The sequence below is a fragment of the Psychromarinibacter sediminicola genome (genome assembly GCF_029168335.1).
Lineage (GTDB): Bacteria > Pseudomonadota > Alphaproteobacteria > Rhodobacterales > Rhodobacteraceae > Psychromarinibacter > Psychromarinibacter sediminicola.
Genome location: NZ_JARGYC010000006.1, coordinates 15524 through 38045 on the forward strand (window position 1 = coordinate 15524; position 22522 = coordinate 38045).

At 68.7% G+C, this 22522-nt stretch carries 19 protein-coding genes; 16 read left to right on the forward strand and 3 right to left on the reverse strand.

Annotated elements, in window-relative coordinates:
* Positions 1–21: 21 nt before the first annotated feature.
* Positions 22–516: a prepilin peptidase gene (locus tag P1J78_RS03560; RefSeq protein ID WP_275565951.1), complete on the forward strand. Its 495-nt coding sequence runs from the start codon at positions 22–24 to the stop codon at positions 514–516.
* Positions 517–858: 342 nt separating this feature from the next.
* On the opposite strand, the gene P1J78_RS03565 is transcribed toward P1J78_RS03560, so the two are convergent.
* Complete coding sequence (locus P1J78_RS03565; RefSeq protein ID WP_275565952.1) at positions 859–2493, reverse strand: hypothetical protein; 1635 nt, start codon at positions 2491–2493, stop codon at positions 859–861.
* Between the two features lie 115 nt (positions 2494–2608).
* Between P1J78_RS03565 and P1J78_RS03570 the strand changes: the two genes are divergently transcribed.
* The 6 genes from P1J78_RS03570 (at position 2609) to urtE (ending at position 10374) form a co-directional block, all read left to right on the forward strand.
* The gene (locus P1J78_RS03570; protein WP_275565953.1) at positions 2609–3919 is read left to right on the forward strand and encodes a DUF8689 domain-containing protein; all 1311 of its coding nucleotides are present in this window, start codon (positions 2609–2611) and stop codon (positions 3917–3919) included.
* Between the two features lie 379 nt (positions 3920–4298).
* Positions 4299–5588 carry an urea ABC transporter substrate-binding protein gene (urtA, locus tag P1J78_RS03575; RefSeq protein ID WP_374213152.1) on the forward strand — a complete coding sequence of 430 codons (1290 nt, stop codon included), beginning with the start codon at positions 4299–4301 and terminating at the stop codon, positions 5586–5588.
* A gap of 58 nt (positions 5589–5646) precedes the next feature.
* Positions 5647–7632, forward strand: a complete 1986-nt coding sequence (urtB, locus tag P1J78_RS03580; protein WP_275565954.1) for an urea ABC transporter permease subunit UrtB — start codon at positions 5647–5649, stop codon at positions 7630–7632.
* Between the two features lie 111 nt (positions 7633–7743).
* A complete protein-coding gene (gene urtC / locus P1J78_RS03585; RefSeq protein ID WP_275566034.1) occupies positions 7744–8940 on the forward strand; it encodes an urea ABC transporter permease subunit UrtC in 1197 nt (398 codons plus the stop codon).
* Positions 8937–9677 carry an urea ABC transporter ATP-binding protein UrtD gene (urtD, locus tag P1J78_RS03590; protein ID WP_275565955.1) on the forward strand — a complete coding sequence of 247 codons (741 nt, stop codon included), beginning with the start codon at positions 8937–8939 and terminating at the stop codon, positions 9675–9677. Before urtC ends, urtD begins: the two co-directional genes overlap by 4 nt.
* A 1-nt stretch (position 9678) precedes the next feature.
* Positions 9679–10374: an urea ABC transporter ATP-binding subunit UrtE gene (urtE, locus tag P1J78_RS03595; protein ID WP_275566035.1), complete on the forward strand. Its 696-nt coding sequence runs from the start codon at positions 9679–9681 to the stop codon at positions 10372–10374.
* Positions 10375–10873: 499 nt separating this feature from the next.
* On the opposite strand, the gene P1J78_RS03600 is transcribed toward urtE, so the two are convergent.
* A complete protein-coding gene (locus P1J78_RS03600; RefSeq protein WP_275565956.1) occupies positions 10874–12388 on the reverse strand; it encodes an MDR family MFS transporter in 1515 nt (504 codons plus the stop codon).
* A gap of 197 nt (positions 12389–12585) precedes the next feature.
* Between P1J78_RS03600 and P1J78_RS03605 the strand changes: the two genes are divergently transcribed.
* From P1J78_RS03605 to P1J78_RS03645, 9 genes are all read left to right on the forward strand, one after another.
* A complete protein-coding gene (locus tag P1J78_RS03605) occupies positions 12586–13212 on the forward strand; it encodes a MarR family winged helix-turn-helix transcriptional regulator (protein WP_275565957.1) in 627 nt (208 codons plus the stop codon).
* Positions 13213–13327: 115 nt separating this feature from the next.
* Entirely contained in the window at positions 13328–15769 is a 2442-nt protein-coding gene (locus tag P1J78_RS03610; RefSeq protein WP_275565958.1) for a ligase-associated DNA damage response DEXH box helicase, read from the forward strand.
* Between the two features lie 33 nt (positions 15770–15802).
* The gene (gene pdeM / locus P1J78_RS03615; RefSeq protein ID WP_275565959.1) at positions 15803–16492 is read left to right on the forward strand and encodes a ligase-associated DNA damage response endonuclease PdeM; all 690 of its coding nucleotides are present in this window, start codon (positions 15803–15805) and stop codon (positions 16490–16492) included.
* Positions 16489–16917 (forward strand): PaaI family thioesterase, encoded by a 429-nt coding sequence (locus P1J78_RS03620; RefSeq protein ID WP_275565960.1) that lies wholly within the window; start codon positions 16489–16491, stop codon positions 16915–16917. Before pdeM ends, P1J78_RS03620 begins: the two co-directional genes overlap by 4 nt.
* Positions 16918–16990: 73 nt before the next feature.
* Positions 16991–18064: an NAD(P)H-dependent flavin oxidoreductase gene (locus P1J78_RS03625; protein WP_275565961.1), complete on the forward strand. Its 1074-nt coding sequence runs from the start codon at positions 16991–16993 to the stop codon at positions 18062–18064.
* Positions 18065–18112: 48 nt separating this feature from the next.
* Positions 18113–19348, forward strand: coding sequence for an MFS transporter (locus tag P1J78_RS03630; protein ID WP_275566036.1), 1236 nt, complete (start codon positions 18113–18115; stop codon positions 19346–19348).
* Between the two features lie 167 nt (positions 19349–19515).
* Positions 19516–20166 (forward strand): peptide-methionine (S)-S-oxide reductase MsrA, encoded by a 651-nt coding sequence (gene msrA / locus P1J78_RS03635; protein ID WP_275565962.1) that lies wholly within the window; start codon positions 19516–19518, stop codon positions 20164–20166.
* Between the two features lie 73 nt (positions 20167–20239).
* Positions 20240–21121 (forward strand): 50S ribosomal protein L11 methyltransferase, encoded by an 882-nt coding sequence (locus P1J78_RS03640; protein ID WP_275565963.1) that lies wholly within the window; start codon positions 20240–20242, stop codon positions 21119–21121.
* 535 nt (positions 21122–21656) lie between these two features.
* Positions 21657–21959, forward strand: a complete 303-nt coding sequence (locus P1J78_RS03645) for a hypothetical protein (protein WP_275565964.1) — start codon at positions 21657–21659, stop codon at positions 21957–21959.
* A 78-nt stretch (positions 21960–22037) separates the two neighbouring features.
* Here P1J78_RS03645 and P1J78_RS25425 read toward each other — a convergent pair whose 3' ends face one another.
* On the reverse strand, positions 22038–22340 hold the full coding sequence (locus P1J78_RS25425) for a DUF1127 domain-containing protein (protein WP_374213153.1): 303 nt from the start codon (positions 22338–22340) through the stop codon (positions 22038–22040).
* Positions 22341–22522 lie beyond the last annotated feature (182 nt).

A 22522-nucleotide genomic window follows, 5' to 3' on the forward strand; every position in this document is an offset into this window, starting at 1 on the left:
CAGACAAGAGAGCGGTCCCGCATGACACTGCCCGCGGCCCAGGCGTTCTGGTTTCTGCCCTTCGTGCTGCCGATCGGTCTCTGGGTGGCCTGGAGCGACCTGAAATTCATGAAGATCCCGAACAAGGCGGTCTATGCGCTGACGGCCGTGTTCGTGGTGGTGGGTCTGATCGCCGTACCGCTCGCCGACTATCCCTGGCGCCTGCTGCACCTCGTGGTGGTGCTGGTGGTCGGCTTCGGGCTGAACGTGGCTGGCGCGCTGGGCGCGGGGGACGCCAAGTTCGCGGCCGCCATGGCGCCGTTCATCCCGCTGGCCGATGCGCGCGCCTTCCTGATGCTGCTGGCCGCCGTGCTGCTGGCCGCTTTCGTCACCCACCGCGCCGCCCGGGCCCTGCCCGCCCTGCGCGCGCATACCGGCGACTGGACGTCCTGGCGCAGGAACGACTTCCCCATGGGTCTCGCACTCGGTCCCGCCCTCGTCTTCTACCTGGCCCTCGCCGCCGCCTCCGGCCTCTGACGGCGCCGACCTCCGACATGCTCAGGCCGGCCGATTTGCCTCGGAGCCACCGTCGCCTGAGCGCAGCAGGACGGGCGGCGGCGCCCCGGGCAAGCGGAATCGCCGAGGGGCCCCGCGCGCATGTCGCGCGGGGAGACGGCTATTCCGCTTGCCCGGGGGGACGGCGCCTGTCAGGCAAGGCTCTGGCGAGGGGGGCTCCGAGGCTGCATCTGCCTTGGTGAACCAGAGCTGTCCCGCTTCGCCCCATTGAACCAGAGCTAACCCCCACTCCGCCCCCCGACGCACCCGCGCTTTTCCGGGCGCGCGGGCGGGCGGGTGGGCGCGCCCGGAAAAGCGCGGCCCCTACCCGGCCGCCTCGCCCAGCCCGTAGAGCACGTAGAGCGGCGCCCGCCGCACTTCGCGCACCGGGATCTCGGCCTCCTTGACGGCTTCCAGGATCTGCTTGCGCACCGATTGCGAGGTCGGGCAGAGCGGCACCAGCAGGTAATCCGCGCTGTCGATCCCCGGCAGCCCGCCGTAATACCACGGCGCCCCGCCCTCCAGCCGCGACAGGTTGCCGAACATCCAGTGCCCCATGAACAGGTCCGCCACGAAGACCCGGGTGCCGTCGCCGAACCCGTTCGCCTCCAGATCCGCGACGATCGCCTCGAACCAGGCGACGATCCCCATCTGCAGCTCACAGAACGGCAGCGCCCGGTCCTGGAACAACACCCGCTGCTCGTCGCGCTCGGCCGGCCCCGCGCGGTCCTCCAGCCCCGATCCCGGCACATCCAGCGCCACCAGCCCGTCGACCCGGTTCGCCCGGATGACCCGCGCCTGCAGGTCGTGATGCTCGGGGTTGCGCGCCAGGATCGGCTCGTAGTCGTCCTCTGGCAGGCTCAGATGCCGGAACGGCGAATAGGCGAGGTTCAGCACCGACGGCGCCGCGAAGGCGATGGCGACCGCCGCCGCCACGCCCAGCGCCTGCCCCACCGGCCAGCCGAAGCCGTTGCGCAGTTCCGCCCGCGGCTCGGGCACCAGAAGCAGCACCGCCAGCAGCATCAGCCATTGCGGGTCGTTGCCGAAGTTCTGGTAGGTCACATAGACGAAGCCCGGCGCCAGCAGCAGAAGCGACAGGCCCAGCACCATCTCGCCCGCCTGCCGCAGCAGGATGATCCCCGCGATCAGCACCGCCGTCGCCCCCAGATAGGCCGGCGCCGTCACCACCGACTCCAGCCCCAGCCCCGGCTGCGGCCGCACCGACGAGGCGGCGACGGTGCGCAGATCGGCGACATAGGCGAACCAGAAGTCCAGCGTCGCGAAGACCGACACCAGAAGCGCCACGCCCAGCCCGCTGAGGATCGCCGAGCGCAGCGCCCGCGCGTTGCCGTTGGCGATCAGCCCGACCACGACCACCGGCGCGAAGGCGGCGAAATAGGTCACCTTGCACAGCGCCAGAAAGGCCAGCCCCAGCCCGATGATCAGCCCGTCCAGAAGGTCGTTGCCGAAGGCGCGCGGCGGCAGCACCGCCAGCGCGATCACCACATAGCTCACCGCCCAGGCCCAGCGGTTGTAGTGCATCGAGATCGACACCGACCGCTCCGCCTCGCCATGCACCAGCCCCAGGACCAGCACGATCACCGCGAACCCGAACGGATAGGCCGCCCGCCGCGGCAGCCGGCTCATCCCCGTCCAGAACACCGCCGGCAGCAGGATGAAGGCCACGAGCACCTGGCTCAGCAGGATCGACATGCCCACCCCGACCCCGAGGTTCAGAAACAGCACGATCGGCGCGAAGGCCAGAAGCCCGATCGGCGTCATGAAATCCATGTGCGGCCACTCGCCCGACGCCATCCGGAACACGATCTGCAGAAGGTGCAGCGTGTCGCCCTCGTGCTTGGCGATGTAGAACCCGCCCTTGGCCAGGGTTACCGCGCCGAGGATGACGATCACCGCAATCAGAAAGGTGATGTAGATTGCGGGATTCGGTCTGCTCATGCCCTCGCCGCGTCCATTATTTTGCCACAGTAACCCGTCAGAAAACGACAAACGTCAGGGTGTCAAGGCTCAGGCCGGAGCCCCTGCGTAAGATTCGACCGATGGAGAGCAGTCCATGAACATGCAATCCGCGCCGGTGCTGGACCCGCCCGCACCGAAGGGCCTCGACGACACCGGCCTGCCCGTGGTGGTGATGCGCGACATCCTTCTGAAGACGATGTTCCGCCGCAACGTGGAACAGGTGACCGAACTGGCGAAGGTCCTCGCCCTGCCCGTCCCCGTCACCCAGGAACTCGTCGATCTCTGCCGCACCCAGCGGCTGGTCGAGGCGACCGGCACGCTGCACGCCAATTCCGGCGGCGAGATGGGCTATCAGCTGTCCGATGCCGGCAAGGCCCGCGCGATGGATGCGCTGTCGCAGTCGGAATATTACGGCGCCCTGCCCGTCCCGCTGGAGGATTACGGCGAACAGGTCAAGCGCCAGTCGATCCGCAACATCCAGATCACCCGCGACCAGCTGACCGGCGCCATGGGCCACCTGATCCTGCCGCCCGACCTCCTGGATCAGCTGGGCCCCGCCGTCGGCGCCGGCCGCTCGATCCTGATGTACGGCCCGCCCGGCAACGGCAAGTCGTCGATCTCCAACGGCATCCGCGACGCCATCGGCGACCAGATCTTCGTGCCCCGCGCCGTGTTCTACTCCGGCCAGGTGATCACCGTCTTCGACCCCATCGTCCATACCGTCGCCGAAGAGCTGGAGGACGACCCCACCCAGCTGCGCCGCACGTCGAACCGCTACGACCGCCGCTACGTGAAATGCGAACGCCCCACGGTGGTCACCGGGGGCGAGCTGTCGCTCGACATGCTGGATCTGGTCTACAACGCCACCAGCCGCACCTACCAGGCGCCCCTGCAGCTCAAGTCCACCGGCGGCGTGTTCATCGTCGACGACCTCGGCCGGCAGAAGGAGCCGCCGCAGGCGCTGATCAACCGCTGGATCGTGCCCTTGGAGGAATCCAAGGACATCCTCGCCCTGCAGTCGGGCGAGAAGTTCGAGGTGCCGTTCGACACGCTGGTGATCTTCTCCACCAACTTCCACCCGAACGAGATCTTCGACAAGGCGGCGCTGCGCCGGATCTTCTTCAAGATCAAGATCGACGGGCCGACGCAGAAGGACTTCCTGAAGATCTTCGCGATGGTCGCCAAGAAGAAGAACCTGCCGCTGTCCGAGGAAGCGCTGGTCTACCTGATCAAGCAGAAATACCCGACGATCAACAACGTCTACGCCAACTACCAGCCGGTCTTCCTGATCGACCAGATCCTCTCGATCTGCGACTTCGAGGGCATCCCCTACCAGATGACCCCCGAGCTGGTGGACCGCGCCTGGGCGAACATGTTCGTGAAAGACGAAAAGATCGTGAAGTAGCGCCGCGCGCGCCGCGTCCGCCCTCGAAACAGCGCGGCATGACCCCGCGTCAGAGTCGCCGGGACCGCCCATTCGTCGGGCATCTGCCCCGAGGGCGGCTTTCCGTTCGGTCAATTCTTGGGCGTTTCCCCGGATTGCGGTGAAATATTCATCGCCCCGGCGGAGTCGGCGCCGCGAAAGCCGGCGCGCTGTCCCATTCTGCCGCCAACCCGTGCAACGAAAAGGCGCCGCCCCGAGCGGGTGGCGTTGGTCGTGCGGTGATGCTGGCCGGTCAAACCAAGACATCACCGCACTGCGCAATTGATGCGTGGGGGGACTGTCGGCGCCTTCGGGCCGCCGCGCAAGAGGTCCCGCGCATACCGCACAAAGGGAACTTGTGATGCCGAAACCTCTTCTTTCCACCACCGCCGCCGCCGCGACGCTCGCTGCCGCGCTGCCGGCGATGGCGCAGGACGTCGACTGCCCGATCAAGGTCGGCGTGCTGCATTCGCTGTCCGGCACGATGGCGATCTCCGAGACGACGCTGAAGGACACGATGCTGATGCTGGTCGAGCAGCAGAACGAGGCCGGCGGGCTTCTGGGCTGCGACCTGGAAGCCGTCGTCGTCGACCCCGCCTCGGACTGGCCGCTCTTTGCCGAAAAGGCGCGCGAGCTTCTGACGGTGCACGACGTCGACGTGATCTTCGGCAACTGGACCTCCGTGTCGCGGAAATCCGTGCTGCCGGTGATCGAGGAGCTGAACGGCCTGCTGTTCTACCCGGTGCAGTACGAGGGCGAGGAAAGCTCGAAGAACGTGTTCTACACCGGCGCCGCGCCGAACCAGCAGGCGATCCCGGCCACCGACTATTTCCTCGAAGAGCTCGGCGTCGAGAAGTTCGCGCTGCTCGGCACCGACTACGTCTATCCGCGGACGACGAACAACATCCTGGAGTCCTATCTCAAGGACAAGGGCATCCCGGAAGAGGACATCTTCGTCAACTACACGCCGTTCGGCCATTCCGACTGGTCCACGATCATCGCCGACGTCAAGGAACTGGCCGCCGACGGCAGCCAGGTGGGCGTGATCTCGACCATCAACGGCGACGCCAATGTGGGCTTTTACAAGGAGCTGGCCGCCGCCGGCATCGACGCCGCCGACATCCCGGTCGTCGCCTTCTCGGTCGGTGAAGAGGAACTGTCGGGCTTCGACACCTCGAACCTCGTCGGCCACCTGGCCGCCTGGAACTACTTCATGAGCGCCGACACCGACGCCAACGAGGAGTTCATCGAGGCCTGGCACGAATTCATCGGCGACGACAGCCGCGTGACCAACGACCCGATGGAAGCCCACTATATCGGCTTCAACATGTGGGTGAACGCGGTCGAGGACGCCGGCACCACCGATGTCGACGCCGTGCGCGAGGCGATGTGGGGCCAGGAATTCCCGAACCTCACCGGCGGCACCGCGGTGATGAACGTCAACCATCACCTGTCCAAGCCCGTCCTGATCGGCGAGATCACCGAGGACGGCCAGTTCGACATCCTCAGCCAGACCGAGGAAGTGCCGGGCGACGCCTGGACCGACTACCTGCCGGAATCGGCGGTGCTGGTCTCCGACTGGAAGGATCTCGGGTGCGGTATGTACAACACCGAGACCGAGACCTGCGTCCAGATCGAATCCAACTACTAAGACCATCGGCGCGGGGGGCCTTGCGGCCTCCCGCGCCCCTTTTTCCGGGATCCAGGGCATGACGCGCATCCTGACCGCTCTCGCCGCCTGCCTGCTTCTGCTCGCCCCCGCGCCCGCGCCGGCGCAGGACGACGGGATCAGCGAGATACAGGCGCTTCTTCAGGCGCATCGCGAGCTGATCGAGGACAGCTCGCGCCGGACCATCGGCCCGGCGATCGACGCGCTGGCCGACAGCGGGCTTCCGGCCGCGCAAGCGGTGCTGGAACGCTGGCAGGCCAAGGAGATGTATCAGCGCGAGTCCGACGGGCTGTTCTTCTTCGCCGAGGAGGCGGGCGAGGACGACCAGGGCGAGGACCTGCTGACCCTCTACGACATCGCCACGGGCGAAGAGCTGGAGACCGTGCTCGAAGACGGCATGGACCAGCTTCGGCCGAATTCCGGCATCCGCGGCATGATGGGGGCCGCCCTGGTGCGCTTCCAGCTGAAGGACCCCGACCCGGCCGTCCGGCTGGGCGCGCTCGACGCCATCGGCCGGGACGCCGAGCCATCGCACCTGCCCGCCCTGCGCGCGGCGCTGGAGGCCGAGGACGACCCCGACATCGCCGCCCGGATGGACCGCCTGGCGCGGCTGCTGACGATCCAGTTCTCCGAAGACGACGCCGCCCGCATCGCCGCCATCGAGAGCTTCGCCGGCGACCTGGGCGTCGACGTGCGTGCCACGCTGAACCCGCTGGTGCGCACCGACCTGCGCGTCACCGAGGGGCCGGTGCCGGACGACGTGGATCTCGCCCGCGTGCTGACGCCGGGGACCGAGGCGCTGTCGAAGGTCGACGCCTACGAGGAGCTGGTGGACGCCGACCTCGCGCCGCCGCTGATCGACCGCGACGCGCAGAAGGCGGCGCTGGTGACCCATCTCGCCGACGGCGAAGTCGCCGGCATCCAGGTGGCCGACCTGAACACCGAAGCCACCCGCGACATGGCCTATGCCGAACTGGTCCGCCGGGGCGCGGTCGAGGCCGCCGCCACCCAGTCGGAGATCGACGACATCCTCGCGGGCTTTTCCTTCTACGAGGTCTATACCGCCACCTCGCCCGAGGTCGTCGCCGCCGCCGTCTCGGCGCTGCAGGCCATCGACCGCTCGGTGGCGTTCAACGAATTCCTCGACCTGGCGCTCGACGCGCTGTCGCTCGCCTCGATCTACTTCCTCGCCGCCATCGGCCTGGCGATCACCTTCGGCGTGATGCGGGTGATCAACATGGCGCATGGCGAGTTCATCATGATGGGCGCCTATACCGGCTACGTGGTGCAGCAGATCATCCCCGACTACACCGCCTCGCTGATCGTCGCGCTGCCCGCGGCCTTCGCGGTGACCTTCGGCGCCGGCGTCGCGATGGAGCGGCTGGTGATCCGCTGGCTCTACCACCGGCCGCTGGAGACGCTGCTGGCCACCTTCGGCATCTCCATCGCGCTGCAACAGCTCGCCCGCAACATCTTCGGCACCCAGGCGCGGCCGCTGACCTCGCCGGACTGGCTGGGCGGGGCGCTGACCATCAACGACGTGGTCTCGATCAGCTATATCCGCATCGCGATCTTCGGGCTGGCGCTGATCTTCCTGTGCGTCTTCCTGTTCATCATGAACCGCACCCGCGTCGGGCTGGAGGTGCGCGCCGTCACCCAGAACCCGGCGATGGCCGCCTCGATGGGCATCAACCCCGACCGCATCAACATGCTGACCTTCGGCCTGGGCTCCGGCATCGCCGGGATCGCGGGCGTGGCCATCGGGCTCTGGGCCAAGGTCACCTCCGAGCTCGGCCAGGACTATATCGTGCAGAGCTTCATGACCGTCGTCGTCGGCGGCGTCGGCAACATCTGGGGCACGCTGCTGGGCGCCGGGCTGATCGGCGCGCTGCAGAAGTTCATCGAGTGGTTCAACCCGTCCAACACGCTGGCGGCGCAGACCTACATGATCATCTTCATCATCATCTTCATCCAGTTCCGGCCGCGGGGGCTCATCGCCCTCAAGGGCCGCGCGGCGGAGGCGTAGGCAATGCCCGCAGACACGACGGCCCGCTCTTCATCCTGGCGCAATTCCTCTGGAGACTCCGGGGGGATCACCCCCCGGTCCGGCCCCTTCCTGCTGCGCCATCCCTCGGTCATGGTGTTCATCGCGCTCCTCGCGCTCTTCACCCTGGGCGTGACGATCCTGTCCGAGGGCTTCGGCATCGGCGCGATCTCGACCAGCTTCGTCAAGACGCTGGGCAAGACGCTCTGCCTCTGCCTGGTCGCGCTCGCGATGGACCTCGTCTGGGGCTATTGCGGCATCCTCTCGCTGGGCCACATGGCGTTCTTCGGCCTCGGCGGCTACGCCATCGGCATGTGGCTGATGTATGCCCGCACCGAGATCATCGTGGTCGAAAGCCTCGCCGCGGCCGAGCTGCCGCCGACCCCGCAGGAGATATCGGACGGCATCGCCGCGCAGATCTTCGGGGTCGTCGGCGCCTCCGAATTCCCGCCGGTCTGGGCCTTCGCGCATTCGCTGCCGCTGCAGCTCGCCGCCGTGGTGCTGGTGCCGGGGCTCCTGGCGCTGGTCTTCGGCTGGCTCGCCTTCCGCAGCCGCGTGACCGGGGTCTACCTGTCGATCCTGACCCAGGCGATGACGCTGGCGCTGTCGCTCTACCTGTTCCAGAACGACAGCGGGCTCAGGGGCAACAACGGCCTGTCCGGCCTGCAGAACCTGCCGGGCCTGGGCGACATGCCGCAGTCGGTCGTCTCGATCTGGTTTCTCTGGGCCTCCGCCCTGGCGCTGGGCGCGGGCTATCTGCTCTGCGCCTGGATCGTCTCGGGCAAGTTCGGCTCGGTGATCCGCGCCATCCGCGACGACGAGGCGCGGGTGCGGTTCCTGGGCTACCCGGTCGAGGCGTTCAAGCTGGCGGTCTTCACCGTGACCGCGGTGATCGCGGGCATCGCCGGCGCGCTCTATTACCCACAGGCCGGCATCATCAACCCGGCCGAGATCGCGCCCATCGCCTCGATCTACCTGGCGGTCTGGGTCGCCATCGGCGGGCGCGGGCGGCTCTACGGCGCGGTGATCGGGGCGGCCTTCGTGTCGCTGCTGTCGACCTGGTTCACCGGCGGGCAGGCGCCCGACGTCAATCTGGGCTTTTACCGCATCCACTGGGTCGACTGGTGGACCGTGCTGCTGGGCCTGTCCTTCGTGGCGGTCACGCTCTTCGCGCCGCGGGGCATCGGCGGGCTCGTCGACCTGATCGCCGAGCGCCGCCATCCCGACCGCCACGGCGCCGATCTCGGCCCCGACCAGGGCGCGCTGCGCGAGAAGGAGGCGGACCAGTGACCACGCTGCTCGAAGTCTCCGGCGTCTCGGTCTCGTTCGACGGGTTCAAGGCGATCAACAACCTGTCCTTCCAGGTCGCCGAGCGCGAGCTGCGCGCGGTGATCGGCCCGAACGGCGCCGGCAAGACGACCTTCATGGACATCATCACCGGCAAGACCCGGCCGGACCAGGGCCATGTTCGCTATGGCGACAAGGGCGCCTCGCTGCTGTCGATGTCGGAAAGCCGGATCGCGCAGGCGGGCGTCGGGCGCAAGTTCCAGCGCCCGACCGTGTTCGAGGACCAGTCGGTCGCCGACAACCTGATGATGGCGCTCAAGCGGGACCGCGGGCCGTTCGCCGTGCTCTTCTTCCGGCCGAGCGCGGCGGACCGGGCGCGGGTGGAGGAACTGGCCGACGAGATCGGGCTGACGCCTGCGCTGCATCGCAAGGCGGGCGAGCTCAGCCACGGCCAGAAGCAATGGCTGGAGATCGGCATGCTCCTGGCGCAGGAGCCCCGGCTTCTGCTGGTCGACGAGCCGGCCGCCGGCATGACCCCGGCCGAGCGCGAGCACACCACCGACCTTCTCAAGGAGGCCGCCCGCACCCGCGCGGTGGTGGTGGTCGAGCACGACATGGAATTCGTCCGCCGGCTGGAATGCAAGGTCACGGTGCTGCACGAGGGGTCGGTGCTGGCCGAAGGCTCCATCGACCACGTCACGCGGAACGAGAAAGTCATAGAGGTCTATCTTGGGCGCTGATCTGCTGAGACTCGAGGGGCTGACGCTGCACTACGGCGGCAGCCAGATCCTGAACGGCATCGACCTGACCGCGCGGCTGGGCGAGGTCACCTGCGTGATGGGCACGAACGGCGTCGGCAAGACGAGCCTTCTGAAGGCAATCTCCGGCACCCATCCACGGTCGGACGGGGTCTATGTTCTGGACGGAGAGGAGATCGGGCGCGCGCCGGCGCATGTGTTGGCCCGCAAGGGGGTCGGCTATGTCCCGCAGGGGCGCGACATCTTTCCGCTGCTGACGGTGCGGGAGAACCTGGAGACCGGCTTCGCCTGTCTGCCTGCGGGCAGCCACCGGATTCCCGACGAGATATTCGAGCTGTTCCCGATCCTGAAGGACTTCCTGAACCGCCGCGGGGGCGATCTGTCGGGGGGCCAGCAGCAGCAGCTCGCCATCGCCCGGGCGCTGATCGCGCGGCCGAAGCTCTTGCTGCTCGACGAGCCGACCGAGGGCATCCAGCCCAACATCATCCAGCAGATCGGCCGCGTCATCGCGCATCTGCGCGAGCGGGCGGACATGGCGATCGTTCTGGTGGAGCAGTATTTCAGCTTCGCCTACGACCTCGGCGATTCCTTCCACGTGGTCGAGCGCGGCGCGGTGAAGATGAGCGGCCGCAAGGGCAAGATCGACCGCGAGTCGCTTCTGGGCAGCGTGTCCGTGTAGGGTCGGGGGGCGCGAGGGCGGCTCCGGTCGAACGGACCGCCGTGCGGGCCGGATGGCACCCACCCTCGGCCGACCCGGCGTCGCGTGTTGTGTCGGGACGACCACACAACACGACACTTGAACAGCCGTGGGCGATTTCCACCTGCCTCGCGCGGCGGAACGCCGTGCAGCGCCGACCCGACGGGGCGCGGTCGAGCTTTGCGATTCCGGAGACATAAGCATGCACGTCCGTCATTTGGCACCGTCCTCGCCAGAAGCGCCGCCCCGATGGGGGCGGGTCTCTCGGGCATTTCGAAACGAAATGCCCTGCCGACAGGCGATTGCAGAGCAATCGCCGAGAGGCGGCGCTGCACGGCGTTCCGTTCGGCCTGAGCCGCTATTCGGCAATGCCGAGGAAGCAGTGTTGCGTAATATGTCCGGGCCAAGTCCTGTTACCGCTATCGGCAAAGATTACAGAAGGTTAGATAGGTGTCCAACCTTGGACACCCTCGGACACCCCCTATTCCGCCGGGTGGCGGGCCTCCTCCGGCATCCGGTCCGACAGCGGCAGCTCCACCATCATCAGCGCCACCAGGCAGGCCAGGCAGGCCATCACCGCTCCGATCAGGAAGACCGGCTGCAGGGCCTGGGCGATGCCCTCGGCCACCCGCGCCTGCACCGCTGGGTCCATCCCGGCGATGGTCTGCGCCGACAGCCCCCGCGGGTTCGCCCCGCCCAGCACGCCGCCCAGCTCGCGCGTCAGCCCGTAGGCGAAGATCGCCCCGAAGATCGCCGTGCCCAGCGAGCCCCCGATCAGCCGGAACATGTTGGCCGAGGCCGTGCCCACGCCCACCATGCCCACCGGCACCGCGTTCTGGATCGCCGTGACGCCGACGCCCATCACCGGCCCGATCCCGATCCCCGCCATCGCCGTGTAGGCCGCGATCAGCCCGTTCGGCGTGCCCGTCGTCAGCGAGGCCATCAGCCCCATCGCCACCGCCAGCAGCATCGTCGACCAGACCGGCAGCATCCGGTACTTCCCCGTCCGCGACATGATCTGCCCCGCCGTCGCCGAGGCCGTGATCATCCCCAGCATCATCGGGAAGATGAACAGCCCCGACATGGCCGGCGACAGCCCCTTCACCACCTGCATGAACATCGGCAGGAAGGTGATCGTCCCGAACATCGCCACCCCGGTGATCAGCCCCACCGTGTTCGACACGACGAAGTTGTTCACCCGGAACAGCTCCAGGGGCAGGATCGGCTCGGCCGCCCGCCGCTCCGCGGCGATGAAGGCCCCGAACGCCGCGACCAGCGCCGCGATCAGGGCCCACATCACCGGGCTCGTCCAGGGGACGAGGTCGCCGCCCGTGCTGGCGATGATGACGGCCAGGGAGAGGGAGACCGTCAACAGGACCGCGCCGGCATAGTCGAGCACCGGAATCCGGCGCGGCGGGAGGCCGTCCAGCACGGCGGCGATGATGCCGAAGGCCAGAAGGCCCAGCGGCAGGTTGGCAAGGAACATCCAGCTCCAGTGGAGATGCTGCACGATGAAGCCGCCCGCGAGCGGCCCGACCACGGTGGAGACGCCGAACACGGCGCCCATCAGCCCCTGGTACTTGCCGCGCTGGCGGGGCGGGACGACATCGGCGATGGTGGCCATCGACACCACGATCAGCCCGCCGCCCCCCGCGCCCTGCACGAAGCGGCCGGCGACCAGCACCCAGATGTTCGGCGACAGCGCCGAGATCAGCGAGCCCAGCAGGAACACCCCGATCCCGACCTGCAGGATCCGCTTGCGCCCGTAAAGATCGCCCAGCTTGCCGAAGACCGGCGCCGCGACGGTCGCCGCCGCCAGATAGGCGGTGATCACCCAGGCGATCTGGTCCAGCCCGCCGAGCTCGCCCACGATGATCGGCAGCGCCGTGGTGACGACCGTCTGGCCCAGAGAGGCCAGGAACAGGACGGAGGCGATGGCCAGGAAGACCAGCCTGAAACGGGCGCGGTCCACGCCCTCCGGGGGCGTATGATCCATGGGCTGTGACATGCAGACATCCTCGAAACACGGTCGGCGCACGATGCCCCGGGGCCAGACCCGGCCCCGCGACCGCCGACAGGGAGATATTTGTGCCAACAGCAAATACATGTCAATAGCACGTATTGGAAAATCCGGACAAACCGCGTATGCTGCCGCGAACACCGGGCGTGGTGTCGGGGAAGGCTCGGCGAGTCTTGCAGGAGGGCGAAACGATAACGTCACGCGATGATGCGATTGCCGAGTTCCTGGAATCCGCCGGGATCGGGCGCGATGTCACGGATGCGGCGCTGGAGATCGACGCCGCCCTGCAGGCATGGCGTCGCCGGATGAACAAGCGCGAACTGGGAACCGCGGCGCTGCGGGCCTTCGGGCTGGACGCCGAGATCGACCTTGCGCAGCTCGACGTGCTGATCGCGATCTGGGGGCCGTCGAACGAGTTCGGTCCCGACAAGGAGGCCGAGACGATGGTGGCCACCGTGGCCGCAAGGCTGCGGATCGACCCGTCGCGCGCCTCGCGGCTGGTGAGCGAGCTGATCGGCAAGGGCCTGGCCCGCCGCGCGGTCAGCCAGGAGGACGCGCGCCGCACCATCGTCGAACTGACCGAGCGCGGCCACGCCATCGTGGCGGCCGTCCGCCGGTTCAAGTTCCTGGTGATGGGCGAATTCCTGTCCGGCTGGACCGAGGAAGAGCGCCGCACCTTCGTGCCGCTGCTCGAACGCTTCGTCGCCTGGACCGACGAGGCGCACGGCGTCGGGCCGGACCGCTTCGCCGACGAGGTGGCCGAGATCGCGGATCAGCTGAACCGCCGCTGCGCGGGGTGAGCCGGGGCCGGCGGGGCGTTTTCTTCAAGAAGAAAACGGGAAACACGATCTTCTAGAAGATCGTGCGCGGCAAATCCTTCTAGAAGGATTTGCCGGCCGCCACTAGGTACACGGCATGACCGCCCTGCCCCCGGCCTTTTCCGACTGGTTCGCCACCCGCGGCTGGCAGATCCACCCGCACCAGCAGGCGATGCTGGACCGCGCCGCCGCGCCGGCGCTGTTGCTGATCGCGCCCACCGGGGGCGGCAAGACGCTGGCGGGGTTCCTGCCGTCTCTCGTGGAGCTGGCGGAGAGGGCGCACCAGGGGCTTCATACCCTTTATGTCTCGCCGCTGAAGGCGCTGGCGGCCGACATCCGCCGGAACCTCGGCGCCCCGATCTCGGAGATGGGTCTGTCGATCCGGGTCGAGGACCGGACCGGCGACACCCCGGCGACGCAGAAGAAGCGCCAGCGCGCCGACCCACCGCATATCCTGCTGACCACGCCGGAAAGCCTGGCGCTGCTCCTGAGCTACGAGGACGCGCCGCGCATGTTCGCCGGGCTGCGGCGGGTGATCGTCGACGAGATCCATGCGCTGGCCGAATCCAAGCGCGGCGACCAGCTGATGCTGGGGCTCGCGCGGCTGCACTCCATGTGCCCCGACCTGCGCCGCGTCGGGTTGTCGGCGACGGTCGAGGACCCGGCCGCCATCGCGACGCTCCTGGCCCGGCACCCCGATCCCTGCGACATCCTGCACGCCGATCCCGGCCCGGACGCCGACATCCGCATGCTGGAGACCGCGGAGAAACCGCCCTGGTCCGGCGGCGGCGGCGCCTATGCGATCCCGGCGGTGCTGGACCAGGTGCGGCGGCACCGGACGACGCTGATCTTCCACAACACGCGGGCGCAGGCGGAGATCTTCTTTCACAACCTGTGGCTGGCGAACGAGGACGATCTGCCGATCGGCATCCACCACGGCTCTCTCGCGCGCGAACAGCGGCAGAAGGTCGAGGCGGCGATGGTGGCGGGCGAGCTGCGCGCCATCGTCTGCACCGGGACGCTGGATCTGGGCATCGACTGGGGCGACGTGGACCTGATCATCCAGGTCGGCGCGCCGAAGAACGTCAAGCGGCTGATCCAGCGGATCGGGCGGGCGAACCACCGCTACAACGCGCCGTCCAAGGCGCTCTTGGTGCCCGCGAACCGCTTCGAGGTGGTGGAATGCGTGGCCGCGCTGCAGGCGGCGAAGGCGCGCGAGTTGGACGGCGAGCCGCGCGGGCCGGGGCCGCGGGACGTGCTGTGCCAGCAGATCCTGATCGCCGCCTGCGCCGGGCCGGTGGACGCCGACGCGCTGTTCGCCGAGGTCACGACGGCCGGGCCCTATGCCGCGCTGAGCCGGGCGCAGTTCGACGAGTGCCTCGATTTCGTGGCCACCGGGGGCTATGCGCTGCGCGCCTACGACCGCTGGCAGCGGCTGAAGCGGCGCGAGGACGGACTGTGGCAGCTGCGCGACCCGCGCGCGGCGCGGCAGATCCGGATGAACATCGGCACGATCCAGGACAGCGACCTCTTGAAGGTGCGGATGCGCGGCCGCGGCACGCCGCTGGGCGAGATCGAGGAGGGCTTCGCCGCCTCGCTGACGCCCGGGGACACCTTCCTGATCGGCGGGCGGATCGTGCGCTACGAGGCCTTGCGCGAGATGACGGTCGAGGTCACGCGCAGCCCGACCCGGAAGCCCAAGATCGCCACCTTCATGGGCACCAAGTTCGCCACCTCGACCCAGCTGTCGCACCGCATCCTGGCGATGTTCCGGCAAAAGGCCTGGCCCGAGCTGCCGCCCCACACCGCCGAATGGCTGGCGCTGCAGCGCGCGGTGTCGCAGCTGCCCGATGCCGACCGGCTGCTGGTGGAGACCTTTCCCTTCGAGGGCCGCCAGCATGCCTGCATCTACGGCTTCGCCGGGCGCAACGCGATGCAGACGCTGGGGCTGTTGCTGACCCAGCGGATGGAGGAGCTGGGGCTGCACCCGCTGGGCTTCGTGTCGTCGGATTACGCGGTGCTGATCTGGGGGCTGGAGCGTCTGCGCCACCCCGCGCCGCTGTTCGAGCCGGGCGATCTGCGCGAGGCGTTCGAGACCTGGCTGGGCGGCAACGCGGTGATGAAGCGGACGTTCAAGGCCTCGGCCGTGATCGCGGGGCTGATCGACCGCAAGACCGGCGGCCAGCGCAAGACCGGCAAGCAGGCGACGTTCTCCTCCGACATCCTCTACGACACGCTGCGCCGTTATGATCCAGGCCATCTGCTCTTGGACATCACGCGGGAGGAGGCGCTGAAGGGGCTGGTGGATTACGGCCGGATCGAGGAGATGCTGGCACGGACGGAGGGCCGTATCGACCATGTCGACCTCGACCGCGTGACCCCGCTGGCCGCGCCGCTGTTCCTGGAGGTGGGAAAGGTGCCGATCGAGGGGCAGGCCACCGAGCGGCTGGTGGAGGAAGAGGCGGCGCGGCTGATGCAGGCCGCAGGACTGGACGAGCCGCCGCCCGCGCCGCGCAAGAGCTGGCGGGTTCCCTATTGACCTGCGCGGCGCTCTGACGTCTACCTGAAGGCGATGCGAGCGGAACATATAAGGAACGAAACCCCCTTCACCCTGGCCGGCGCCGACCTGGTCGCCTGCGGCTCGGGGGCGCTGTGGTGGCCGGACCGGTCGCTGATGGTCGTGTCGGACCTGCATCTGGGCAAGTCGGAACGCATGGCCCGGCGCGGCGGCCCGATGCTGCCGCCCTACGAGACGCAGGACACGCTGCACCGGCTGGACGACGAGATCGCACGGCGTGATCCGCGGGCCGTGATCTGCCTCGGCGACAGCTTCGACGACGACGCGGCGCAGGGCGGGCTGACGGAGGCCGAGATCCTGTGGCTGTCGCGGCTGATGGCCGGGCGCCGCTGGGTCTGGATCGAGGGCAATCACGATCCGGGGCCGGTGACGCTGGGCGGGACGCATATGGGCGAGTTGCACGAGCCGCCGCTGACCTTTCGCCACATCGCGCGGGACAGCGCCAGCGGCGAGGTCTCGGGGCATTACCACCCCAAGGCGACGCTGAACGCGCGCGGGCGGCAGGTGTCGCGGCCCTGTTTCCTCTATGACAGCGACCGGGTGATCCTGCCCGCCTTCGGCACCTATACCGGCGGGCTGCGCTCCACCGCGCCGGAGTTGTGCGGGCTGATGCGGCGCGAGGCGATGGCGATCCTGACGGGCGGCTTCACGGTGGAGATCCCGATGCCGCGGGGCGCGGCATGACTCCGCGCTTCGACGGCTGGGCGGAGAAGGTGCGCACCACCTTCGGCAGGCAGGGGATGATGCAGGCGCTGTCGGCCGAGATGACCGACCTGGCGCCGGGGCGCTGCAAGATCGCGGCGCCGTTTCCCGACCGGATGCGCCAGCATCACGGCTATGCCCACGCGGCCGTCACCTTCGCGCTGGGCGACACCTCGGCCGGCTTCGCGGCGCTGACGCTGATGGAGGAGGCCGACGAGGTGCTGACGGCGGAGATGAAGATCAACCTGCTGGCGCCGGCCGCCGGCGAGCGGCTGATCGGGCGCGGCCGGGTGATCCGGCCGGGCCGCCGCCTGACGATCGTCACCGCGGAGGTCTGGGCCGAGGCGGACGGGCGCGAGGTGCAGGTGGCGCTGTTGCAGGGCACGATGATGCCGGTGCCCGGCTGACCGCTCGGCGGCCCGTGCGGGCCTCCTCGCGCGGGCTGGTCATGCGGGCCCGTTCCCGCCTATGCTGCGCCCCATGTGGCCCGATCCCCGTCTTTGCGAGCTGTTCGGCATCGCGCATCCCATCCTGCAATCGCCGATGGTCGGCTCGGATTCGCCCGACCTGGCGGCGGCGGTCGGTGCGGCCGGGGGGCTGGGCGCCATGGGCACGGGGATGCTGGACGGTGACGCCGTCACCGGGATGGTGGAGCGCTATCGCGGACTCAGCAACCGGCCCGTCAACCTGAACTTCTTCGCCCATGCCGGCGGGGCGCAGGACGCGCAGGCGGTCGCGCGGGCCGTGGAAAAGCTGCGCCCCTGGTACGACCGCTACGGGCTGGGGGCGCCGCCGGCGGAGCTGCCCGACGTGCCGCCCGGCTTCGGTCCCGAGCGGCTGGAGCTGACGCTGCGGCTGCGGCCCGCCGTGGCGAGTTTTCACTTCGGCTTGCCGGAGGCGGAGGCGATGGCGGCGCTGAAGGACGCCGGCATCCTGGTGATCTCCACCGCGACCACGGTGGCCGAGGCGCGGGCACTGGAGGCGGCGGGCGTCGACGCCATCGTCGCGCAGGGCTACGAGGCGGGCGGGCATCGCGGCAGCCACGCCCCCACCGCGCCGGGGGACGGCGTGGGCACGCTGGCGCTGGTGCCGCAGGTGGTCGACGCGGTGCGGGTGCCGGTGATCGCCGCGGGCGGCATCGCCGACGGGCGCGGCATCGCGGCGGCGCTGGCGCTGGGGGCGGCGGGGGTGCAGATCGGCACCGCTTTCCTGCGCTGTCCGGAGGCGGCGACGGATGCGACCCGCCGCGCGGAACTGGCGACGACCCGCGACAGCGACACGGTCTTCACCGCCGCCGTCTCGGGCCGCGCCGCGCGCGGGCGGCGCAGCGCCTTCGCCGACGCGATGGCCGAGGCCGGGGCGGACATGCCGCTCTTCCCCTCGCCCTACTCGCTGACCCGGCCGCTCCTGGCGGCCTCGGCCGAGGCGGGCGACGAGGCGGTGCATTTCCGGCTTTACGGCCAGGCCGGAGCGCTGGCGCGCGAGATGCCGGCCGCCGACCTGGTGGCGCGGCTGGTCGAGGAGACCGGGGCCGCCGTCGCGCGGCTCGGCTGACGCGCATTTCCCCTCGCACACCGCGCCGCTTCGGCCTATTGCATGCTCATGGCACGTATCCTGCCCCTCGACGCCGCGGCACACCTGCCGCTCTGGCAGCGGCCCGTGACGCTTTTGTTGCTGATGGCCTTCGCCATGCCGATCGCCTTTGCCACGTGGTCGGCGCTGTTGAACAACTTCGTCATCGAGGTCGCGGACTTCACCGGGGTCGAGATCGGCTGGCTGCACACGGTGCGCGAGATCCCCGGCTTCTTCGCCATCGGGGCCATCGCGCTGATCATGGTGATCCGCGAGCAGGTGCTGGGGATCGTGTCGCTGATCCTGCTGGGCGCCGCCACCGCCGTCACCGCCTGGTTTCCCAGCCTGGGGGGCCTTCTGACCGTCACGATGCTCAGCTCGATCGGCTTTCACTACTACGAGACGGTCAACCAGTCGCTGCAGCTGCAATGGGTCGACAAGAAGCGCGCGCCGCAGGTGCTGGGCTGGATTCTCGCCATGGGATCGGCCGCGTCGCTTCTGGCCTACGGGCTGCTGGTGGTGACGTGGAAGACGTTCGATCTGTCCTACAGCTTCGTCTACCTGACCTCGGGCGGGATCACGGCGGCCATCGCGGTGCTTTGCCTGCTGGCCTACCCGCAATTCGAGGCGCCGCACCCGCAGTCCAAGAGGATGGTGCTGCGCCGGCGCTACTGGCTGTACTACGCGCTGCAGTTCATGTCGGGCGCGCGGCGGCAGATCTTCGTGGTCTTCGCCGCCTTCATGATGGTCGAGCGCTTCGGCTTCGAGGTGCACGAGGTCACGGCGCTGTTCCTGATCAACTTCGTCGCCAACATGGTGGCGGCCCCGCTGATGGGCCGGGCGGTGACACTCTGGGGCGAGCGGCGGGCGCTGATCTTCGAATATGCCGGGCTGATCTGCATCTTCCTGGCCTATGGCGGCATCTACTGGTTCGGCTGGGGCGTGGTGCTGGCCGCGGCGCTCTACGTGCTGGACCACGTGTTCTACCTGCTGGTCATCGCGCTGCGCACCTACTTCCAGAAGATCGCCGATCCCGGCGATATCGCGCCCACCGCCGCCGTGGCCTTCACCATCAACCACATCGCGGCGGTGTTCCTGCCGGCGCTGCTGGGCTACCTGTGGATCGTGTCGCCGGGCGGGGTGTTCATCCTGGCCGCCGCCATGGCGGCGACCTCGCTGGCGCTCGCGCTGATGGTCCCGCGCCACCCGGCGCCGGGACACGAGACCGTGTTCCAGGACCGTCTGACCGCCGCCCCGGCGGAATAGGCCCGGCGGCGCACGATCTTCCAGAAGATCGTGGCCGGCAAAATCTTCTGGAAGATTTTGACGTGGCAGGATTTTCTGGAAAATCCTGTTGCGCGCCCGGGACGGCAACAGGTGGTAGACCACCGCCCCAGCCCCTATATCCTGCCCAGGACAAAGGGAGAGACGCGATGTTCATGCTGAAGCGCAACAAGGCCGAGATGGTCGCCCCTGGCGACGCCCTGCCCGGGCGGGAGACGCCGATCCCCACGGCCGAGACCCATTACGTGTTCGACCGCCCGCTGAAGGCGCCGGTCCCCGAGGGCATGGAAGAGGCGATCTTCGGCATGGGCTGTTTCTGGGGCGTCGAGCGGATGTTCTGGAAGCGCGACGGCGTCTGGAACACCGCCGCGGGCTATGCCGGCGGCCATACCCCGAACCCGACCTACGAAGAGGTCTGCACCGGCCGGACCGGCCATAACGAGGTGGTGCGCGTGGTCTACGACCCCTCCGTCATCTCCTACGACGAGCTGCTGCGCACCTTCTGGGAGGGCCACGACCCGACGCAGGGGATGCGCCAGGGCAACGACATCGGCACGCAGTACCGCTCCGGCATCTATACGTTCACCGAGGACCAGCGCGCGGCGGCCGAGCGGACGAAGGCCGCCTTCGCCCCGCGGTTGAAACAGGCGGGCTATGGCGAGATCACCACCGAGATCCTGCCCGCGCCCGAATTCTACTTCGCCGAGGACTACCACCAGCAGTACCTCGCCAAGACCCCCGGCGGCTATTGCGGGCTGGGCGGCACCGGCGTGACCTGCCCGGTCGGGGTGGCCGTGTGATCCTCTGTCCGGGCGCCGTTCCGGCGTCCGGAACCCAGTTGCAGGCGTCCCGGCAAGCCCGCTATAGGGCGCCATGACCACGTTCACCGCACTGACCACCCTGAAAGGCCGCGACCGCGCCGAGGCGCTCGGCGAGGCGATGGAGAGCCTCGACCCCGAACCGACCGGTGTCGGTGTCTTCGAGATCGAGGACGGCTCGGGCCTCTGGGAAGTCGGCGGTTATTTCACCGAAACCCCCGACCCGATCGGCCTCTCCCTGCTCTCCGCCACCTTCGGCGCGGGAGAATTCGTGGTGTCCGAACTGCCGGAAACTGACTGGGTCGCCAAGGTCCGGCGCGAGCTGGCGCCGGTGGAGGCCGGGCGCTTCTTCGTCTACGGCAGCCACGACGCCGACCGCGTGCCCGAAGGGTCCATCGCGCTGCTGATCGAGGCCGCCATGGCCTTCGGCACCGGCCACCACGGCACCACGCTGGGCTGCCTCAGGGCGCTCGACCGGCTGGTCGATGCGGGGCTGACGCCGGGCCGCGTGCTGGACCTGGGCTGCGGCACCGCCGTCCTGGCGATGGCCGCGGCGCGCGTGTGGCCCGGGGCGCAGGTGCTGGCCAGCGACATCGACCCGGTCGCGGTGGAGGTGGCCGAGGCGAACCTCGCCGCGAACGGCATGGCGGGCGCCGTGGAATGCCACGAGGCCGCGGGGCTCGACCATCCCGCGCTCGCCGCCGCCGCGCCCTTCGACCTCGTCTTCGCCAACATCCTGAAGGGCCCGCTGATCATGCTGGCGCCGGAGATCGCGGCGGCCACCGCGCCGGGCGGCACCGTGATCCTGTCGGGCATCCTGACGCCGCAGGCCGACGAGGTGATCGCCGTGTATCGCGACGCGGGTTTCGCTCTGGACGACCGCACCGACATCGTCGACTGGACGACGCTGACGCTGACCCGCGCCGCAGAGAAATAGGGCGATTTCCTGCCAATCCCGTCAAAGCGCCCAATTGCTGACACATTCGGGTCAAATCATGCCCCTTACGAGACGCCCCAAGGACAAGATCGCCGACATGACCGCCGCCAGCGCCCTGACCCTCGTGACCGCCACGCTCGCGCTTTTCGCGCTTGGCGCAGGTCCGGAGCCAAGGCGCGCGACGATCGCGGCGCGACCGCCGCGGGGCTGATCGTGGGAATTCTCGACGACTCTCTTCGTTCAAACTGGGCCGCGCCGCGGATGCGACGCGGTCCTTTTTCCAACGCCCCGCCGGCCGCCCCCGGACGAATCGTGGATTTCCCGTGCGGGCAGAAACAGAACGCGACGTCATCTTTTCATTGTTTCACGGCAATTTCGGGCGAGCCTATACTTTAGTTCAAATAAGGCACGAAATCGGCAGATCGCCATTTCCCGCCACAATGTCGCCCCATTTCGGCACGAATTTCACCCCGTTCGATCGCGCCCCCTCGGACCGAACAGAGACAACGAGATAACCAGTCAGGCTGTTACACTGATGAAAACCGCCAGATTCGCCCCTGCACGAAGTAGCTCGGTCCAGAGCTTCAATCACGACGGGCTTGAACTCGCGCGCCGCAAGCCGCACCGCCGCAAACTGCCGGTGGCCAAGTTCGTTCAGTTCGCGCTGGCGGTCTTCGCCTTCCGCCTCTTCCTGTTTCTGCAGATGGGCGCCCTCGCCTATACCGCGAAGATGGAGGCGCTGGCCGATGGCGCGCTCCTGGAACGGCTGGCCGGCAAGGCGATGGCGCTGGACCCGGTGACGCTCTACATCGCCGACATGATCCGCTTCGCGCTCTGACCAGAGACCGCGACCGCAAAAGAAAAGGGCCGCCTCCCGGGCTGGGACGCGGCCCTTCTGCCTTGAGCGGTGGCAGGGTCAGTAACGGGCCCGGCGGGCGATGACGTCGATGTCGTTCCGGGTCAGGCCGAGATCGTCCAGTTCGTGGTCGCTGAGCCGGGTCAGCGCGTTGCGGGTCACACGCGCATCGTTCCAGGCGGCAAGGCGGCCGACGAGGTCGGCGAACAGGCCCTGGCTGCGCGGCGTCGTGCGGCCGTAGCCGATCGGCTGGGCGTTGTTGCCATTCCAGGCGGCGTACATGCCGACGAATTGACCAAACAGGCCGTTCGGACGCGGAGCGTGGCCGACGACCGACGGGCGGGCGGAGTCGTAGAGAGCCATTGGTGTCTTCCTTCAATGGGCGTTTCGGTAGCGGCGCGGTCCTGGCGTCGTGCGGCGCACCTAGAGAGCCGAAATGACGCTGGCAAGACGGGAATTTGCATGGGTTCTATGCAAATTGCGCATAACTTCGGCATTCTATGAACGGCCGTCATCAAAGCGATGATCGGCGGCGATGGAATGTC